Source organism: Bacteroides sp. 14(A), assembly GCF_000526555.1.
Taxonomy (GTDB): Bacteria; Bacteroidota; Bacteroidia; order Bacteroidales; family Bacteroidaceae; genus Bacteroides; species Bacteroides cellulosilyticus.
Genome location: NZ_JAGH01000002.1, coordinates 806,879 through 825,928, shown reverse-complemented (window position 1 = coordinate 825,928; position 19,050 = coordinate 806,879). Strand labels below are relative to the sequence as shown.

Below are 19,050 nucleotides of genomic sequence, written 5' to 3'. Positions count from 1 at the left end.
TGAAAAACATTGCAATCATCTTAGTATGCGCATTGGCGTATTGCTTCGGGGTAATCTATCTTCTTACTCAATACTTACAAGGATTATCACAAATATATCTGATTTTGAAATTCAAATATCTAATATCAAAAGCTACTCATTCTTCGATAGCTTACTTTTGTCGCATGGTGTCTTATTGAATAAATAATAACATAAATATTTACGTATAAAAAAGATTAGATTGGTTATGAAAAGAATTCAAGTCGTTTTATTATTGTTTGCTATTGTCCCTATGTTTGCAATAACAAAAGCAATAGCCGGTAATAATAATCAGCCCAAAACGTCCAAGTTTGTTTATCATGGAGCCGGTAATCCGTATCTACCATTATGGGAACATTTGCCGGACGGAGAACCCCGTGTCTTTGAAGATCCCGACAATCCGGGAAAATTTCGCGCTTACATCATCGGTTCGCACGATGTCCGCTTCGGCAGTTATTGCGGGCCGGACATCAGAATGTGGTCGGCACCCGTAGAAGATTTATCAAGCTGGCGTGACGAAGGAGCTATTTTTACCTATCAGGTAGAAGGACAATGGGATGTGATGTACGCTCCCGACCTTGTTGAAGTGAAAAGGAAGGACGGCACAAAAGAATATTATTTGTACCCGCATAGCCGCGGTAGAGACAGAGAAGCGATGGTTGCCAAAGGAAGCCGCCCCGACGGGCCTTTTACCCCCATCAACCTGACTGCTGATGGTACAAAAACTCTGCCCGGAAGTATTCTGGGATTCGACCCGTCGGTATATATCGAATATATTACGGATCCGAACGATCCGGATTATGAAATCGGATTCAGAGCCTATGGATACTGGGGATTCCAACGTTCATTAGCCGCTCAACTGGACCAAAACACCATGTATTCCGTACGCCCGGGAACAGAGGTTATTCCTTATTTCATGCCGGCAGGCGTTCGCAGAGGTAACAATCACGGTCCGAAGAATATTTCATATCCGCATATCTTTCCCGGAGAGGACCTCGAAGCATTCAACTTCTTTGAAGCTTCATCCATACGTAAGATCGGAAACAAATACGTGACCATCTATAGCGGACATTCAGGTCCCGACTATGGATTGGGCAGTTCCAACTCCACTTTGCGTTACGCTTATGGTGATTCTCCACTGGGTCCATGGAAAAGCGGCGGCGTTCTGGTCGATTCGCGTGCCCCGGTGTTAAATCAGGATGGTTCACACCTGCAAACAACTAATGCAGGACACAATACACACGGAAGTATAGAACTCATTAACGGACAATGGTATGTATTCTATCACCGTCCGCCACGGGGATTCGGCAACGCACGCCAGTCAATGGTAGCCCCAATCCATGTAGAATGGGATAAGAAACCGGTGTCGGAAGGCGGTAAAGTTTCCATCAGAGCCTACGATCCGTATGCAAAAAATAAAATATGGACAGCCAAAGACAGCCAAGGAAATGAATACAAAGGAGCAGAAGTAACCTCGGAAGGATTCCATATATTCGGCCTTGATCCCTATCAGTATTATTCCGCGGGATTTGCATGTTATCTCTCCGACGGACGTATCCAGCAGGATTCATGGGACATCTGGGATAATCATGCCCCCATCACAAACGTGAAAAACGGCAATATAATAGGATATAAATACTTCGGCTTCGGCGGATTGAATAAAGACAAACTGGGTTTGAAAGCTTTCGAAGGAACCAAAAAGGGAAACCAAACAGCCTTCAACCTCTTCCTTACACCCAAAACATCAAAAACGTTTAAAGTGAACGTTTGGTTAGATGGTCCGTGGGATAACGAAACCTGGAAAGGGACGAAGATAGGCGAAATTGTTGTTCCTGCCAACTCGGCGCAGAAAACGGAACAGTTTACAATTGATGTATCGAAGTTTGTTGACCACCTGGACAAGAAACATGCAATCTATCTCGTTGCTGAAAGCGAAGAAACGGGCAATCTTTTCGATTTAGCCGGCTTGGGATTCAGCTCAAACAAGAAGAAGATCACTCGCCCTATTGTCCCCAAAGTAAATATAGAGGTCAATGGAAAAGCAATCGAAGTACCGGCAACTCCTGTACGCTCTACTGAAAGTAATGGTATTACCGGCTATGACATCTATGAAGCTGTTTACAAACTTCCGGCCGGAACTACCGGAACCCCTACTGTATCGGCATCAGCGACTGATAAGAATGTGAAAGTAGAGATTATCCAGGCAACATCGGTTTCCGGAACTGCTATTGTGAAATTCGATTATAAAGGGGTAGTTAAAACATATAAGGTTGTGTTTACTCCTCTTGCATAAGAATAATAGTTCATTATATTTATTGCATAGATAGTGTTTTTATATGAGAAAAACTAATTAAAAGCGGAAATCACATACTGTCGAGTTTACATCAATCTTTCCTACATCCTACACCAACTATCATTTTCGTTTGATTATCAAACAGATAGGCGATGTAGGAAGTGGTGTAGGAAAGTGTAGAAAAGTTCCATCCTACACCCAAAAACAGATAAAAAAGATGTTTTTTAAGTTTTTAATACACTAGTTTCCAAAGTCTTAATACGTACAATACAAACTTTACCAAAATTCATACACACACCTCCTTTTTAGCCTGAATTATTCATCGAAAGAGTTAAAAGAGATCACTTCGTTAGAAATTAAAGAATTAAACTACATAATCCCATCATCATAGAAAGCTGAATTACAGAGGAGAAACTTGATATGCTACTTCCTTTTTACTATAAAGTATTAAAGATAATGTCATTATGCTATAAGCAAAATCTTGTTTTTCAGTTGTGGACTGTGTAGCCCGCAATTGCGGGATGAACAGCCCACAACTGGAAAACGTAGAGCCCGCAACTGTAGGACGAAATTTTGCTACAGGCAAAAGAACAAAAACAATAAAGCAAAGTGTAGTTTTCATACTACCTTCTAGCTATTCTGCTCATTGTTCCTAAGTATTCTGTTGCCTAATATCATGAAAAGAATCAGGAGTTGAATTTGATTTATAAAATACAGAAAGGAAGGAAACGAGCTAACGAGTGCATGATTCGGAGCATTCCCCACCCAGTATTTCCTGTTCAATTAGCCGCTTTTGAATTGTAACTTATAACATTCAAAACTGAAGGAATCTGTATCGTTATACTTGAATATATTTATTATCCGGCTATTTCTAGAAGATAAATCCGATTTTTACATTACACGTACTTCTGTATGCGGCACCTATTATCCACCAACCAGTATAATCCAAACCTACAATATAGGATTTTCCTATTCTATAGTTATATCCTAATGAGGCGGATAAGGCATATTTCAAAAAATGAATATTCTCATTACACATTTGCACAGATGGTCTGTAATTTTCTATTTGGGGTACTGATTGTTTTGTCTTTGATAATCCAAATGTACTTTGTACATATATCTTGTGGGCTTTTTTACAGTATAAATCATTCCCTATACCAATTCCTCCTTTGTACTCATAAGTCTTCCATCGCATAGAAAAATCAACTTCCCCAACTTCTGCAATAGCTGTTCTAGGCAAAAACTCGCTGTTAATACCTGTATGGAAATTACCAACCGCATAGAGAGTTTTTAATAAATAGTACTTAAACTCACAGCCAATACCATATCCTGTAGTCTTATTTTGAGCTTCATTTTTGAAATGCTCATATCCTCCCAAAATAGAAAATTGCATTTTTTCTTGTCCATGGACAACTGTTAATCCAATCATAAAAAGAAATGTTAGCAAAAACGTCTTCATAACTAGTCTAATTTAGTGCGCAATATTTGTAAAAATACAAATGAAAAGGAAAAAAGCTATATTAGTCCTATATGTAGTGAGCAAAATAGTGTGCATTTACTTTTCGCTCGGGGTACTAATGGTGTCTTCCAGAATTTTCCTTCTTCTTATATTAAGAGCAGTTGTCTTAATTTAAAGAGAATAGATAAAATCATCCCAATCTTTAGGGGCACCTTTTATGTGAAATACCTTTTCATATAGTCTTCTACGAGTAGAGGAAATGCTTTCTTTACTATGTTCTGTCAATTTGCCTATATCAATGGGTTGTATGTTGATTTTAATCAAAAGGCAAACGCGATATTCGAATAGACTCAAATTGTAAATGTCGTAAAGATTCTCTTTAAATCCATTGTATGTACTGTTCACCAACTTTTCTAACTCTTTCCAATCTTCATCTGAGAGCATTCTTTTACTGCGATCGTTAATCTTTAGTTGCCTTTGTATGTGGAGATAAATTTCTGATTTAAAAAGAACTGCCTTTGATTGTTCTCTCCTGTTTAAATCTAATTTAATCTGTTTATTAGTATAAATAATAAGTTCTTTCTGTGCGTTCAGTTGCTCTTTTAGAGTTGTATTTATTTGATCTACTTCTAGAAATTTCCGCTCCATTATTTCTAATTCTTCAATTTTTCTCTTGTTCTCTTCTATGAATTGGACACTTCTACTGTATAGTTTATCTTTTAGCCTTTTTATTTTTTTTAGTCGGATCGTGAGCTGTAATTGTTTTAGTTTAAAGTATTGAATGTAGGCGAATGTGATAGAAGCTAATATGGCGCAGAGAGACAAAAGGGATATTATAATTAACTTGGTCTGCTCATTCTTCGATTTGAGATGTGCTATTTCTTTCTCACGTAATTTATAGTTATATACTGAGCGCATTTGCCGAATAGCTTCCCTATCCGTAATTTTGCGTATAGAGTCAACACATTGCATATATGCCCTGAGATGGGGAATGGCATCCTGTTCGTGGTTGTTGTCAATAGCTAACTCTGCTAAACCCCAATGTGCAGCTTGTTTGGCATAAATAGTTCCAAAATCTAATAATTGAGTATAATAATAAGCTGCAGAATCTTTTGTTCCTAACTGGTGATAATACTTTGCAGCTACTGAAAATATGCCACTCTTGTCTGCTTTATGTTGATAGCTCAAAGATGATTGAAGAAATTGTTTTGCTAAATCATATTTTTTTAATTGAATATAAAGACCTGCCATTTGACTCTGTATCATAGATACAAATCTTTGTTGGTGTAAAGCAAGAGCTAAATCATTAGCTTTACCATAATAATAAATCGCACTGTCTATCTGATTCAAACACCGGTAGGAAGTGGCCATGTCACGTAGGTCATATGACATTCCAACACTATCCTCTAAAAGTAAATCATAATGAAAAGCTTCCTTGAACATCTTTAATGCTTCGTCATATATATCTTGATATAAAAATAATGTACCAATCTGACTGTATACCTTAGATTTTAGAGAATAACTATCTGATGACGATGGTAAAGCATCGAGAGTATTATTGAAATAATCTAAAGCTTGAGGTGCATCTCCTAGGTCGCGATATATCCTGCCGGCATAATAGTACGTTTCAGGCAAGTGTAAATCATCTGTTTGCTTGTAATAATTTAAAATGGGTAGTATTATACTATCTGATGAATGAGGAATATAGGCCCGATCATTTGCTTTAATGCATAATAATTGATAGTACATTTGAACTGATCTAGGAGCAGTTTCGATATGATCTTTCAATTTATTCAAATAAATGACTGCACTGTCAGGATTTGTATTTGTAAGGCTGTCTGCCATACTCATCAAATGTGAGTATGGTTTGTTGTCGCAAGCCCAAAAGCATAATTGAATAATAAATAATAGTATAAGGCGCTCTGTCAGTTTCATACTTTATCATGTGGTGTGCGTCTTAATCCAAACATATCCCCCCAATAATACTCATCTTCGTACAAGTAAATTTCTACTTCATTATTTATCGGATCATACGGGGCAAGATAGGGCTTATTATCATCAGGAAACCATCCTTCACGAGGCAATACAAATGATATCTTTTCTTCCTTGCAATGTTCGGTATATAGTCTTTCTTTATTATTGCTAAAATCCTCTTCATTGTCAAAGTACTCAATATTTCCATTGGCGTGATAGAATGTCATTAAAGTTTTCATAAGTCGTTATTTTTAATAATTTTGTAAAGGAGTAAAAATATCGATGATTTTACTCAATAATGAGTGTGCAAAATTGTGTGCATTTCGTTTCTTATCACTCCTATTTAAGCTTATTGACTTTAATGATGTATGTTTTACCATGAATAGAAACCCTCTTTTGTAATTTCATTGACTGATAAAACTCATCTGAGAGACCTCTTTGATAAAACTAAATTTCAAAATAACAAAGAACGATTATAAGCAAATGGACCAAGTTTATTTAATTTTTGATTTGCCCCAATTTTAATGGGACACTAGTGATATTAGGTATTTAATCAGAATTTACCCTAAAAGTGCTATATTTGCCTTCGCATACTGTTTAAAAATCTATCAAAATGAATATTGAAGAATTTAGAGAATATTGCCTGTCATTAAAAGGTGTTCGTGAGAAAATGCCGTTTCTGAATGTTCCTGATAAATACAGTCGTGATGTTCTATGTTTTTATGTAGCGGATAAATGGTTCTGCTTTGTAAATATCGAAGTCTTTGACTTTTGCTGCATCAAATGCAATCCGGAAGAATCAGGAGAATTACAAACCACGTATATAGGAATAAAGCCCGGATGGCACATGAATAAAAAATACTGGATCAGTGTTTACTTTAATCAGGATGTACCTGACGAGAAAATTAAAGAACTCGTAAGCAAGTCTTATGACATTGTTGTCAAAAGCCTGACAAAGAAAGAACGGGAAATGCTACTATCAAATGGTGAGTAGCACTCCCGGCATTAATATGATTTATATGAATTCTACAGAGTTATGAAAGCTTTCTATATAGTCTCCAACAGTATCCACCAATAAGCAATATCAGTAATAATGTAATGCCAAAAGCCCAATAATTAACTACACGGGATTCGGCAACAAGCATATAATCACTGTCCAAAAGACGAAAAGCATCTACTTTCCAAATGAGTGACTCATCTTTTTGCATGGCTGCATTGGTAGAAACCACTCTGCCCGGCATGGATAACTCAAACTGCACAGCATAACCAAACAATTCTGCAATCCGCCCTTTTTCCTCAAACAGATCATCCATTGGCTTTTTATTGTCCGCATATAAACTTGAGAAATATTTCGTTTGACTCAATTCATCCAGATAATTGCATACCTCTTCGGGCGATCCGTCATCACCGGTATCTTTTCCGGAAAAGTACTTCCCATAAACCGGTTCCTTCAGATCTGCCAACTGATGTACAAAGGCCGTATCTCCTTTTATTGTAATGAAATGAAGAATTACTTCACAACTCAGTTCATACTGACTACGGTTATACCATTTCCAGAATTTGGCTTCAATATCATCCAACCTATTATTCTGTTCAATACCATTTAATCCGATCAAAGCCTCTTGATCTCCCCGAAACCATATCCGCTGCTCTTCTTTATTCATATAATTTTCGAGAGGTACCGGACCTTTATCGGGTAATTCACCGTAGGTAGCCGTATACTGATAATATGTATAGAACCAGCGGAAGCTTTTCCGGAGTTTTTCAACCGGAACTACCAGAGGAAGACTGTATTCCTTTCCATCCAAAGTACTGAAGCTATCGGAACCTACCGTTGGATAAGTCCGGCAAACTTTCACATTCAGTTTGTCTTCATCTCCCCAGCAGTTGAATTTAACAACAGAGTCCAGATTGCTCACTTCCCATCCCGAATCTATTCGGAATAAAAACGGATTATGATTCCTGTCTCCTGCAAGGAAAGCAGAGTCGCCATAAGCATATACCTCTCTGTGCATGCTACCATCACTATTTACCAGAGAAACCATTCGGTAATAGGTACCGCAAGAAGTCATACCGAGCAGCAAAACAATGGCTGCCATCCATTTATACGTTCTCATAATGATATAATTTAATAAGTTTTCTTTGTAAGTTCCATTACTCTCTTTTGCCTGAGTTTCTTATACTGCACGTACTGTCCGGACAGGTAATCGCTCTTTTCAGAAAGCCTCATCCTCTCCCAGCCTTCCGGTAGGGAATAAGCACTGTTTTCCTGGAAACGATATTCCTCTTCTACTCTGACACCATCGGGAACCGGACAAAGAAGAGTCTCACTCACCAACAAGCACAACAAAAGTCCTGCGGCTATCCCGGATACCCAACTGCCAATCAGCAGGCTTTTCCTTTTCTTCTTTTGGGGAACGATCCTGCTCACTTGCTGCAAAATGGCGGTAGTCAGTTCATCCGGATTGCTCAATATAGGCTGTACATTTCTCACCTCATCAAGCCATTCATTGTAAAGTTTATCATCTTGTTTCATAAGCCAGCATCTATTTGATTCATTTTGTTTCGTATATTCTTCCGGGCCAGGTAAAGGGTGGTTTTAATGATTCCGGCAGAAAGTCCGGTGATAATTTGTACCTCCGGCACATCCAGTTCCTCAATATCCCGTAATGTAAAAATCAACCTTTGCCGGGGAGACAGCTCATCGGTATATCTCAGGATTAGTTCACGCAGTTGCTTGTTCACCACTGCCAATTCTACATTATCATCTGACGAGATATTCGCGGAAACGGAATAATCTGCTTCATTATCGAGTGGTGAATGGTGCAGGGAGCGCAGACGGTCATAACAGGTATTACAAGTGATTTTATAAAGCCAGGTAGAGAAACGACACTCACCATTATATTTACCCAGCGCCAGCCACACCTTTACAAAGGTTTCCTGTACCATATCTTTAGCTTCATCCTCGTCGCACAGCAATCGGAAAGCAAGCCGGAATACAAGTGGCTGAAACGTAGAAACCAGCAGAGAGAATGCTACTGCATCCTCCTGCTGGCTCCTACCTATAAGCTCTTGTATTTTTTTCTGGTCCATCATAATAATATCTTCGTTTATTATATGATACGTAAGAAAAAACTTCCGGTCAATAAACAAGAGCTAAAATAATACTTAATAATGGAAAATATCAATCTTTATTCCCGAAACGCTTCTTCAAATATTTCTCCAGGTTATAAGTTCCCGGAGAGTTTCGCAATACAGTACCATCTTTTTCTATCCACTCATAATGAGGAATACCGTTGAAGTGGAATAATTGGCGGAGATAGTTGTAATCTGCCTGAGGAATACGATAGCAAGCCTCACCCTTCAGATTCTTTTCTACATATTCATTATAAGTCTTTTCGGGACTTTCACGATCACTGGTGATGTATATGAACTGAAAATCCGGGTGATCTTTATACTGTTGGCGCAAACCGGCAGTGTGTTCAATGCCACTACGACAGGGGCCGCAAAACGTTGCCCAGAAATCGATAAACAAAGCTTTACCTGCATGGGCTTTAATGATATTACGTAAGATTTCAGTAGCAGGCCCTTCAGGCAAAGCATACGTGCTATCATTTTGTAGCGGGAAAGCTTGGGCATACAAACGCTCCGCCTCAGCAAGCATGAACGGATGATTGATTAGCTGCTTTTCTTTATCCAACAGACTACGGGCACCTTCTCTATCCAATTGTTTTAAATCAAAAGGAAGACTTCGCAAAGCAATGATCTGCGAAACCAACGGGACATATCCGACTATGGTATCCAATCGTCCCGATTTCTCTCTTTGATTTTCAAAGAATTGATTTATTCTCATTATTTTTTCATCTTCTGCTTTCTGATTTTCATCAATAGATACAGAAACATCATTCTTTACCTCGTTTTCCTTTCGATAAGCTTCGAATAAATCCTTATATTTTTCTCTAAGTTCTTCCCATATCTTCGTCTCCGCAATGAGTTCGCTTATCTCTCTTGTCACAGTCTTACCAGCTCTGTCTTCACTATCTTTTCTCATTTTTTCCTGCTCAGGAGTCAATACTACACCATTCTTCTTCAAATAAGTAAGGACAGATTTTTCAGGATATTTATAGGCAATCTTTCCCATTTCAACAGTCGTCGTATCACCCATAGCCCTTGCAAAATTCATATATTCAAGGCGATTAATAAAACTACTAAAATTCTTATCCGCTACGATAATGCTGTCATTAAGAGGCATCTGTCGTAAGAAGTTATAATAAGCCGAATCTTCCTTAACCTTCAGCACCTCATTATCTTTATTCTCCCGCGCCAGATAACTTCTGTTCATAACAAAGTCGAACATCTTATAACCTTGAGAAATCCGTGCCGTATTTCTCACCAAACGTGCCGCTCTTCCCACATATCGATTGGCAGCAACAAGTGAATCGGCCTGCTCCGACCAACGACGAAACATGGGTTCGCAACGCTCTATAAATTGTGCAGGGGTCAGTTCTTTCTGCATTTTCGAGAAATCTTCATAACGAAATACGAATAAATCATCTACATATTTCAACGCCTTTCCTATATATGCGGTAGATCCCATGTAATGGACATTATGAAGAGGATAATAATAATCACGGGCACGACTACGTGCCATTACAGCTTCCCAGTCTACATACATTGTTACAGTTTGCCCTGGTTCTACATAAAAGGGTATCCAATCATTATTGAACACAACCGAACTTACCATAGGATAGTTGATCTCAAACTTACATTCAAACCTTCCATTAGGTTGCAGAGTTACCACCATCGGATAATCTTCTCTTGTCAAATCATTAGAAACATAAATCAGACCATTGGTAAAGCCTAATTTCTGATCATAGCCGGCAATGTATCCTTGCAGGCAAACACTATCCCGACGGAATACCGGACTCTCATTCTCTTCAACCTGCATCGCCTTCATGCTTCCCGTATCCCGCGAATAAAGCCGGGCAGGTTCTTTATCTTTCCTTATCCGGCACAAACCATTCTTTTGTGGGGTAAGTTCCAGCTCCACTTTATCGCCCCGGTCATCTTTCAAAGTCAACAGCATACTTTTACCTTTCTGACGGATTGCTTCGTACTGATAGAAACGATTGTCCATAACAGCAAGAGAATCGTATATGCCAAAAGCCCATTCATAATAGTCGTCCATTCCCATCCAGTTGCCGGAGACTTTATCGAAAAGTGAGGCTTTGGCATCTTTTTTCTCCAAAGATATATAGAATGTATGCGACTCATCACCTTCATCGTCATCAAGGAAATGAATCTCTTTTGTTGTTTCAGGAAGCGGTGGAAAAAGAAGCACAAAGTCCAAAGTTCCCGAATCCGGCGTATATACTTCTTTCTCCAGTTCAAAACCTTCGCTCCCTGTAAGATAATATTTCTTACCGGTATCCGCATCCTCCAGATAAGTACTCTTACCCAGCATCACCCACCAATGCGGACGGAAAATAACATGGATATGCAACCTCGTTGCATCCGGAGTACGTTCAATGCGGGTAATATTATAAATGCTGCCCGAACGGAATTTAAACTTAGGATTATCAATTACATTTTGTGCCTGAAGCATACAAGTGATGCAAAGCAGGAAAAGGAAAATAAGTTTTCTCATGGTATAGTTGTATATGATTAATTTCTACTAAAATTTAAAGGTTGCTCATCCTGACAAATATAAGCAATAAAAAGGAAAGACTTTTTATTTTAAATAAATATTTTTCAATAACTTATATTTAAGAGTAAAGTATCCTTTTGGAATGACTACACCCTTTATATGAAAAGGTGTAGCCATGAGAGTAAAAGGGTGTAGCCATCCGGACAAAAAGGTGTAGCCCTTTCAAAACAGGGTTATAAATACCTGTAGGCTGGATTATATCATCCTTATAAATATGTTTTCTAAAAAGTTAGTTGTTCACTTATGTAAACTAATCAGATTTTATCATCGTTATTACTTCAATATGGCAACCTTCTCTCTTCCCACAATATAAATTCCTGCAGGTAGTTCCCGGATCACCTCACTTCTGCGCACCTGAGTGCGAAGCTTGATTCCCGTAATGGTATAGACATCTACCAGAGGATCTTTATCCACGGTCACATCCTCGATACCCGTAGGATCTTCGTAATCATCGGAATTAGTCAGATAGACTTTATCGATAATAATAGGGCTGCCGCCGAACGACCAGAAACCTACACCATAAATGTGGCTCGGATCAAGTTTCACTTTAGAATTACTCTTATACATATTATTCAAATCAACAACCACTTGCTTACTGTTCTTAACTTCATACTCAGCAGCTCCCGACCAATAGCTATTCTCATCAAATAAACGAAATGAAGCACCGTTGTTTGAGTTATCATTGCCTATTTTTGCCACAACGTATTTATATTCCGACAAATCAATACCGTTATCGTACCACCAGCCACCGAAACCATACTGTCCGGTCACCAATGTATGTGTATTCTCATCAAAAGAACCGGTCTCCCAAATATTGGGATTAAACAGTTCTGCGGTTAGCGGAAAAGTAGAAGAAGTGACGTGAATCTTTAAAGACTGACGGTCACCCAACGGGCCTTTATAACTGATAATTATATCACTCTCTCCATCTTGCAAAGCCATTATACGTCCGTTAGTTACACGTATGACATCCGGATTCTGATTTTCATAATCGGCCGCCATGGTAATATCTTCCGTATGGCCATCGGCATATATTCCTTTCACTGTAATTGTAGAAGAACTTCCGGTAAGCAAAGTGAGCTCTTCTTTTCCATTGATGGTCAATTCGGTTAAGGTCAATGATTCTTCACTATACCCCTCAAAAGAGTCGTCAAAATAGAATGCTTCATCAAACTCCGGTTCGGTAGAGAACCAGTCTACATCCACATAGCCGCCTGTCTGGACAGTTGCATAATTAAAGATAGCGAACTTATTGCCCGTGAATACCGTCAGATCATACTTCATGTTCAGGTCATCCCCAAATTTCGTATAGGTCTTGTTGTCCAGGCTGTAATAAAAGCTTGCCCTACTTGTGTTGTAATTGGCAATAGCGCGCAAATAGATTACCTGTTCAGTGACCACTTCTCCTATCTGCTCCGATTTTGCAGCCGACGATACTACAGGGGCAGTGGTATAAACCAACCGCTTCTGCCCATCTATGACTTTAACGCCAATAAACGCATAAGGGTCCTGAAATACTGCCAATCCTGCCACATCGCCTTCCTGCATCTCGCCTATCTCCATCCTGACCGTTCCATAGGAATGTTCCAAGTCCTGAGGATACCCCAGAATTCTCTGAGTCAATGTGTTCTTGGCTTTATGTAGGCTGTCGGTAACATTTGCCGTATACAATCTCAAATAACCGGCATGTTCAGTCAACGACCATTTTGATCTGTCCGCATTATGATTCCATCCCCATTGCAATCCTAATTTATAGTGCCTGAAATTATCATTGGTAGGCAATGACTTTATGGGGTATTCCCTGCCAACATCGGGCTTACGATAGGTAGTGACTCCTTTTCCGTTCTCACCTATTTCAGGCCAGCCATCCACCCATTTTACGGGTTGCAGGTTAGGGAATCGTCCATAAGCACCTTTATCATAGAAAAGCATAGTCCACCACTCTCCGGTCTGCGTTTCTACCAAAGCTCCCTGATGAATGTTGTCATCGTCTATCAGCTTCTTTTCCTCATAAGGTCCATAGATATCCTTGGAGCGGAAAACAGTTTGAAAAGCAGGCCATCCTCCATACGTAGAGTAAATGTAATAATACTCACCTATCTTATACAAACGGCTCCCTTCAAGCCCTTCGCGGAAAGACCATTTAACCACATCCTTATCACTGCCGGGAATTTTATTGAAATCTTCATCCAATTCGGCTATACGAAGCTGGTTGATACCGTAAACTACGTATATTTTATCATTATCAAAAAGCAATCCGCAATCATAAAAGCCATCATTTAGCTTCTTCTTTTCCCATTCACCTTCAATGTCGGTAGTGGTCAATAGGTATCCACCTTCATCCAGTGTAGTAAACAGGAGATAGAACTTGCCGTTGTGATATTGAAGAGCTGTTGCCCACTGGCCACGGCTGTAACGGTTCTGACCATTTTCAAGATTATAACCATCGGATGCCTCTATGCGCTCCAACGGATTACAGCAATACTCCCAGTTCACCAAATCATAAGATTTCAGAATGGTGGCTCCGGGGAAAATGTACATGGTAGTGGATACCATATAATAGACATCACCCACACGAATTACATCCGGATCAGGAAAGTCACCAAATATAACAGGATTAGTGTATGTGCCATCCCCATTATCACTATGTGACTGATAAGTAAAATCAGGACGTGGATAATTTTCCTTTGCATACTCCTGATACCAATGATAGGTAGGCCACGGACAGGCTTCGGGATCGGTCAGGAAGGTGTACGCTTCTCCCTCAGCAGGTGGAGTATCCTTAAATTTTGCCAACAAATCAGCACCCGTAAAAATAAGCCAGCTTACATTACCCGAATTATCTACAATATGTTTCATATTTGCTCCAAAACCGGGACCACCGAATGTACCGGTATGAGCCTTCCCCCACGAAGCGTTATATTTTGACGGTGCCCAATCCATTTCTGTTATCATGATAGGCGCGAATGATGCTACCGGAGCTACGGAATCATCCCATCCCTTCTGGAAAGGTTCATAGCCTCCCGTACTGGAACCACCATCCCCATTTTCTCCATCACTTCCCATCCAACCCGGATAGAGATGTACCGCATAACCGATGTTATCTCCTTCGATAGGATTGACGGCAAACCCTTTATACAACCCTTGATAACCCAGACCAGGTATCCAAAGAATGTTACCGCAACCTTGTGCACGCATCGCATCTACCACCAACTGAAAATACTCTTTCAGCTTATCGAAGTGTCCCTGCGAACCGGCTCCGTAAGTACCATCGGGACCAAGTATATTAATCGGTTCGTTGGCCAGTTCAAACATAATGTTGGGATGATTCTTCAATTTCGGATGTTGGGCTACGTGTGTCCATACTTTAATGAGATACTGATTATACTCATCTCCCACAGCTATTTTTTCCGGACATACTCCGGGAGGACGCATTACTACATAAAGTCCTTTCGAGACAGCATATTCCGCCATCGGAATAAATACCCTATCAAGATAGTTTTTAAACCGATTGAAATCGAATGCTGAAATGTCATTCTCTCCTTCTACATGAATTCCCGGAGAATTTGACCAATACGGGTCCATATGTAATCGAAGAAAATTCATTTTCCAACCGGCAGCCATAATGTCGTCAATCAACCCTTGATTGTATTTCAAGCATTTCTCCACATCATAATTGTCCCACTTCTGCCCCATCTCATTGAACCACGGACTATAGGTCTGTGCAAACCCATGCAGGTTCACTTTATTCCCATGCGGGTCTACCAGATAACGGCCTTCAACATGCAGTCGAGGCATCGACATATCTTCCCATGCCCAAAGTGCGGAAGAAGACATCAAACAGCATAAAGCTATAAGAAATTCGTAAAATACGTTTGTAATGTTTTTCATAAATTTATTTGTTTAAATCACAATCAATCTTCTTTTGTCACTGGTATTAAATTACTAGCAGAGTAAATAAGATGGCCCTGATTACTGACTCCTTCAAGAATTACTCCATATTCTGTATGAGAATCCGCCGAATAGAAATCCAAAGTAGCAATTCCCGTTTCATTTACTACCACATCAGGTTTCCAGTAGATAGTAGTACGAATATCAGGAGTAGTCTTTGCCTTTTGGAGCTCTGTTTCATACTTAGGAGAATAAAACTCTACGGCCTGCTGGTATCCGATTGGCTTAATCACCTGCATATTTTTATTCAGCTTGTTTTTTTCCATAAATGCACCATGTTTGGTATTGATAATAATAGCACCATTAGCAGCACGTTGTCCAAATATTGGCATAATAACAGCAGGTGGAGATACAAAAACATCACTGATATCACTTACATCCAATATCGAGTAATCAAAATCATCTCGGGGAACATCATCCACAATAATCATAGGAGCAGATTGATGGTATAAAACAGTTTCACCAATAACACTCACTCCCGGTAAAAAGCGGAACATATCAAATATAGAGTTGTAATGACTCTTTTCAATATCTTTTGCAGTTATCACCTTAGATGTATTGACGGAATAATAAGGAGACGAAGTACCTGCTTTCTCCTTCTTTTTAGCAACACCAAATACAGATACTTCCGCCAAGTTAACTACTCGCATTCCATTTTCCAAAATGTATTTTTGATTTTCCTGAGTTACAAAATCAAACTTGACTTGCCTCATATTATTAGCAGGATACATCGTAGGAAGCTTAACTAAAGGAAACCCCGGCATAGAATCTAACTCTATAAAAGCGTTTTGCCCTCCTTTTCTGGTAGTACCCTGCAAAATATACCATGTCTTATCGGGATATTCAGCATGATGAAATACAAACTTTCCATCCGGCCCAAGCTCTGCAACTTCCGATCCTACTACTTCTCCACGAGTGGTCATAGTGACATACCCCTCCTTCAAAGCAGAAAACAGTCCCTCTACCTTTCCGGATATAGTCCGTTCCGATTCCAATGGATATTTTAAATCTTCAGTCAATCGCCCTTTCAAAATCCCAGGCACATTATATCTACGCCATCCCTGAGTCATCATTAATATATCCAAAGCTTGTGCTGCATCACGATCATCTTTCTTTAAATAACTCATGGGAGATTCAATATAACCCTCCAGCTCGGAAGTCAACAGTAAAGTAGAAAGTATGGTATTCATTGAATCTATTCCAACCGTCCTTTTATCTACTACCGATATAGAGAAATTACCGGAAAGTGGTGAATTATTCTCATCTGTAACAGAAATTCTCAATCCGATTTTTTCGCGGGGAGCATAACTATCCCTATCAGGAGCGACACCAACAGAAGCAAGAGTACTCTTTTGCGAAGAGAAAACTAAACGCTCACTCAAAATATTCCGTTCTCCATCGATCAGTAAAAAATGCACGATACCTGCAGGAAAAAAATCTTTTGTAAAAGTAAGAAATCCTCGAACGTCATCCCAAGGTTGTGAATAGATCACCGCTCCACGAATATGAGCAACCAAATAAGTCTGAGAAGGTAAGTTAAATCCTGCAGATTTAGCCAAAGTTACCCGCAGGTAGTTTCTATCCCAAATCGTTTTCAATGAAACAGCATTCTGAACAGCCTCTGGTAGATTAATCCGTTTGGATACACCTTTCTGGTTCGTACAGACAGCATAATAAGCACGTCCCGGTTGATAATACATTATAAAATGTCCCATACCCAGATGCTCACTCTTAAATGCGGCATATTCATTGCCGACGTCATCATATACAACTCCTTTAATTTCTTCAGATAACCCATTCGAATTCAAAGCTTTAAATGCAACTTGTACATTACTGGAAACAGGCGCATATCCTCCTTCGGGAAAGAAAGTAACATCAAACTGATCATCAGAAGCCGGAATACGAAAAAAACGATTGAATTTTTTACCTTGATATTCCGCTTTCAGCAGCAATACCTCAGAAGAGCCACCCTCTCTCTGATGAAATGAATAATGAGCTATTGAGTCAATATCAAAAGAAATAGATTTACCTTCTATTTCTACATCACCTTCATTTTGCAATACACTACATTCTTGCGGAAGTAGCTTCTTATGATCATTCGACCTGATAAAATGAATATCGGCATTTACTTTTTTCCCTTCAAAAGAAAAAGCTACCACGGGAGAAAGTACTTCTGATGTAGGATCTATGATATGAAGAGATTTACGAAAAAAATAGTCTTCTCCTAAGTTCTGCATAAAACGAGTATATGCTCGTAAGCTATAATCTCCTTCGGGTAAGTCCTCATCTACAGGAATATGTCCATAAAAGTAACCCAAACTATCAGGACGGATCATTACCCGTTCAATAACGTTAGCCAACGGATTTAGCAATTCCACATACACATAGCGACTAGCATTGGCTTGTTTCAAAAACAAAGCGTCAACCAAATGTATACGCATCCATAAAGTATCGCCAACAACATAAGCGGATTTATCAGTCTGTATATATATCTTTTCTTGTGGGAAGACCGATATTTGCCGTAAAAAAAGATTTCCGATACTCATAGAATCTGTTTCCGCAGTAAATGACTTTTGTGCAAATACAGTCTGAAAACACAGTAACAGCACAAATAAAGGAAATATTCGTGTTCTCATAATATTATTTTTTAATTTTTAAAAGATGGCGCTTCTCACGAAGCACCATCTTCTTAAACTAATGATAATCAAAAATGTTATAATTTCGCTTTTGCTGCTCTTTGATCCTCTATCCAATCTTTGATAATACGCTGTTCTTCTTCTGTTTTGCGTTCTTTATACAGATAACCCTCAGCTCTCCACACAACTTTATCTTGTTTGTATGTATACCAAAAATCATAGACTTTATACTCCGGATTGTAAACTCCACCACCATCGATAATTTCAAATTTATTCCAGGTAGCATAAGAGAGTGTGTTATCCGGATTCACCGTAATCTTAAATGTATGCGTAGGACGATAATCATTAGTAGCGCCCTCGGACCATTCGTTATTATAATGGAACATACGTACCGTGCGCCCATCATCCGTAGCCACCAGATTTCTTGGCATGACATACGCGAGAGAGTCATCCGGATTAGCAGTATTCTTCAACATTCCATCCATATAGTACAAACCTGAATACTCATTCACTAGATTAATACGAACTAAAGCAACCGTGTCTTCTTTGGACATTTCATAAGCTGAAGTAGAATTTAATCTGAATGCAAGCATATACAGAGAATCACAATGTAGGGTTCCCGGCTTAATATAGATAGGATATGTACTGTACGTACTTCCTGCTTTTACTGTGACTTTTTCAAGTGGAAAACTGTAAATATCTTCTGCCAAGTTCCGAAATTGTCTTGCTTCCGCTGATACTTCCCTTGAATTATATCGTTCAATGGCTTCAGGAACCTCTTCAAGAGTCACGGTGACATCCTTACTCAATGTGCGGGAACCACTTATTGCTACTGAAATAGAAATAGTGTCCTGATCAAGCCCTATATTCAAGTCTCTGTTTACAATCTTCTCATGAGCTCCGACAATATAAACCTGCTGAGGATATAAATCCTGTTCCATCGGAGACTCCTGATCACATCCTGCCAACAGCAGGGTTAGAAATAATGGAAATAATGTTATCTTTTTCATAT

Annotated in this window: 12 protein-coding genes; 2 read left to right on the top strand and 10 right to left on the bottom strand. The window is 39.1% G+C overall.

Translation table 11 applies throughout. The annotated features are described in order from the left end of the window. Nucleotides 1-226: 226 nt before the first annotated feature. On the top strand, nucleotides 227-2,311 hold the full coding sequence (locus K429_RS0110715; RefSeq protein WP_026366917.1) for a hypothetical protein: 2,085 nt from the start codon (nucleotides 227-229) through the stop codon (nucleotides 2,309-2,311). A gap of 871 nt (nucleotides 2,312-3,182) precedes the next feature. Here the strand turns inward: K429_RS0110715 and K429_RS0110710 are convergent. From K429_RS0110710 to K429_RS0110700, 3 genes are all read right to left on the bottom strand, one after another. Beyond that, the gene (locus tag K429_RS0110710) at nucleotides 3,183-3,770 is read right to left on the bottom strand and encodes a hypothetical protein (protein ID WP_026366916.1); all 588 of its coding nucleotides are present in this window, start codon (nucleotides 3,768-3,770) and stop codon (nucleotides 3,183-3,185) included. A gap of 171 nt (nucleotides 3,771-3,941) precedes the next feature. Beyond that, nucleotides 3,942-5,705, bottom strand: a complete 1,764-nt coding sequence (locus tag K429_RS0110705) for a lipopolysaccharide assembly protein LapB (protein ID WP_026366915.1) — start codon at nucleotides 5,703-5,705, stop codon at nucleotides 3,942-3,944. Next, nucleotides 5,702-5,983 (bottom strand): hypothetical protein, encoded by a 282-nt coding sequence (locus K429_RS0110700; protein WP_026366914.1) that lies wholly within the window; start codon nucleotides 5,981-5,983, stop codon nucleotides 5,702-5,704. The genes K429_RS0110705 and K429_RS0110700 overlap by 4 nt, the downstream gene beginning before the upstream one ends. Before the next feature lie 374 nt (nucleotides 5,984-6,357). Between K429_RS0110700 and K429_RS0110695 the strand changes: the two genes are divergently transcribed. Beyond that, the gene (locus K429_RS0110695) at nucleotides 6,358-6,738 is read left to right on the top strand and encodes an MmcQ/YjbR family DNA-binding protein (RefSeq protein WP_026366913.1); all 381 of its coding nucleotides are present in this window, start codon (nucleotides 6,358-6,360) and stop codon (nucleotides 6,736-6,738) included. A 40-nt stretch (nucleotides 6,739-6,778) separates the two neighbouring features. Here the strand turns inward: K429_RS0110695 and K429_RS0110690 are convergent, their stop codons facing one another. The 7 genes from K429_RS0110690 to K429_RS0110660 form a co-directional block, all read right to left on the bottom strand. Beyond that, complete coding sequence (locus tag K429_RS0110690; RefSeq protein ID WP_026366912.1) at nucleotides 6,779-7,861, bottom strand: hypothetical protein; 1,083 nt, start codon at nucleotides 7,859-7,861, stop codon at nucleotides 6,779-6,781. 11 nt (nucleotides 7,862-7,872) lie between these two features. Continuing rightward, nucleotides 7,873-8,280, bottom strand: coding sequence for a hypothetical protein (locus K429_RS0110685; RefSeq protein ID WP_026366911.1), 408 nt, complete (start codon nucleotides 8,278-8,280; stop codon nucleotides 7,873-7,875). Further along, on the bottom strand, nucleotides 8,277-8,840 hold the full coding sequence (locus tag K429_RS0110680) for an RNA polymerase sigma factor (protein WP_026366910.1): 564 nt from the start codon (nucleotides 8,838-8,840) through the stop codon (nucleotides 8,277-8,279). Before K429_RS0110680 ends, K429_RS0110685 begins: the two co-directional genes overlap by 4 nt. 88 nt (nucleotides 8,841-8,928) lie before the next feature. Next, the gene (locus K429_RS0110675) at nucleotides 8,929-11,391 is read right to left on the bottom strand and encodes a thioredoxin family protein (protein ID WP_026366909.1); all 2,463 of its coding nucleotides are present in this window, start codon (nucleotides 11,389-11,391) and stop codon (nucleotides 8,929-8,931) included. Nucleotides 11,392-11,724: 333 nt separating this feature from the next. Beyond that, nucleotides 11,725-15,342 (bottom strand): family 43 glycosylhydrolase, encoded by a 3,618-nt coding sequence (locus K429_RS0110670; RefSeq protein ID WP_026366908.1) that lies wholly within the window; start codon nucleotides 15,340-15,342, stop codon nucleotides 11,725-11,727. Nucleotides 15,343-15,365: 23 nt separating this feature from the next. Continuing rightward, nucleotides 15,366-17,948, bottom strand: coding sequence for an MG2 domain-containing protein (locus tag K429_RS0110665; protein ID WP_369796087.1), 2,583 nt, complete (start codon nucleotides 17,946-17,948; stop codon nucleotides 15,366-15,368). A gap of 167 nt (nucleotides 17,949-18,115) precedes the next feature. Continuing rightward, on the bottom strand, nucleotides 18,116-19,048 hold the full coding sequence (locus tag K429_RS0110660) for a BT_3044 domain-containing protein (protein ID WP_044096790.1): 933 nt from the start codon (nucleotides 19,046-19,048) through the stop codon (nucleotides 18,116-18,118). Between the last annotated feature and the right edge of the window lie 2 nt (nucleotides 19,049-19,050).

What these genes read in the sequence shown, in the direction of transcription:
- K429_RS0110675 (WP_026366909.1), bottom strand. Translation starts at nt 11,391, where the DNA reads ATGAGAAAACTTATTTTCCTTTTCCTGCTTTGCATCACTTGTATGCTT.
- K429_RS0110680 (WP_026366910.1), bottom strand. Translation starts at nt 8,840, where the DNA reads ATGATGGACCAGAAAAAAATACAAGAGCTTATAGGTAGGAGCCAGCAG.
- K429_RS0110670 (WP_026366908.1), bottom strand. Translation starts at nt 15,342, where the DNA reads ATGAAAAACATTACAAACGTATTTTACGAATTTCTTATAGCTTTATGC.
- K429_RS0110710 (WP_026366916.1), bottom strand. Translation starts at nt 3,770, where the DNA reads ATGAAGACGTTTTTGCTAACATTTCTTTTTATGATTGGATTAACAGTT.
- K429_RS0110665 (WP_369796087.1), bottom strand. Translation starts at nt 17,948, where the DNA reads ATGAGTATCGGAAATCTTTTTTTACGGCAAATATCGGTCTTCCCACAA.
- K429_RS0110705 (WP_026366915.1), bottom strand. Translation starts at nt 5,705, where the DNA reads ATGAAACTGACAGAGCGCCTTATACTATTATTTATTATTCAATTATGC.
- K429_RS0110715 (WP_026366917.1), top strand. Translation starts at nt 227, where the DNA reads ATGAAAAGAATTCAAGTCGTTTTATTATTGTTTGCTATTGTCCCTATG.
- K429_RS0110690 (WP_026366912.1), bottom strand. Translation starts at nt 7,861, where the DNA reads ATGAGAACGTATAAATGGATGGCAGCCATTGTTTTGCTGCTCGGTATG.
- K429_RS0110700 (WP_026366914.1), bottom strand. Translation starts at nt 5,983, where the DNA reads ATGAAAACTTTAATGACATTCTATCACGCCAATGGAAATATTGAGTAC.
- K429_RS0110660 (WP_044096790.1), bottom strand. Translation starts at nt 19,048, where the DNA reads ATGAAAAAGATAACATTATTTCCATTATTTCTAACCCTGCTGTTGGCA.
- K429_RS0110685 (WP_026366911.1), bottom strand. Translation starts at nt 8,280, where the DNA reads ATGAAACAAGATGATAAACTTTACAATGAATGGCTTGATGAGGTGAGA.
- K429_RS0110695 (WP_026366913.1), top strand. Translation starts at nt 6,358, where the DNA reads ATGAATATTGAAGAATTTAGAGAATATTGCCTGTCATTAAAAGGTGTT.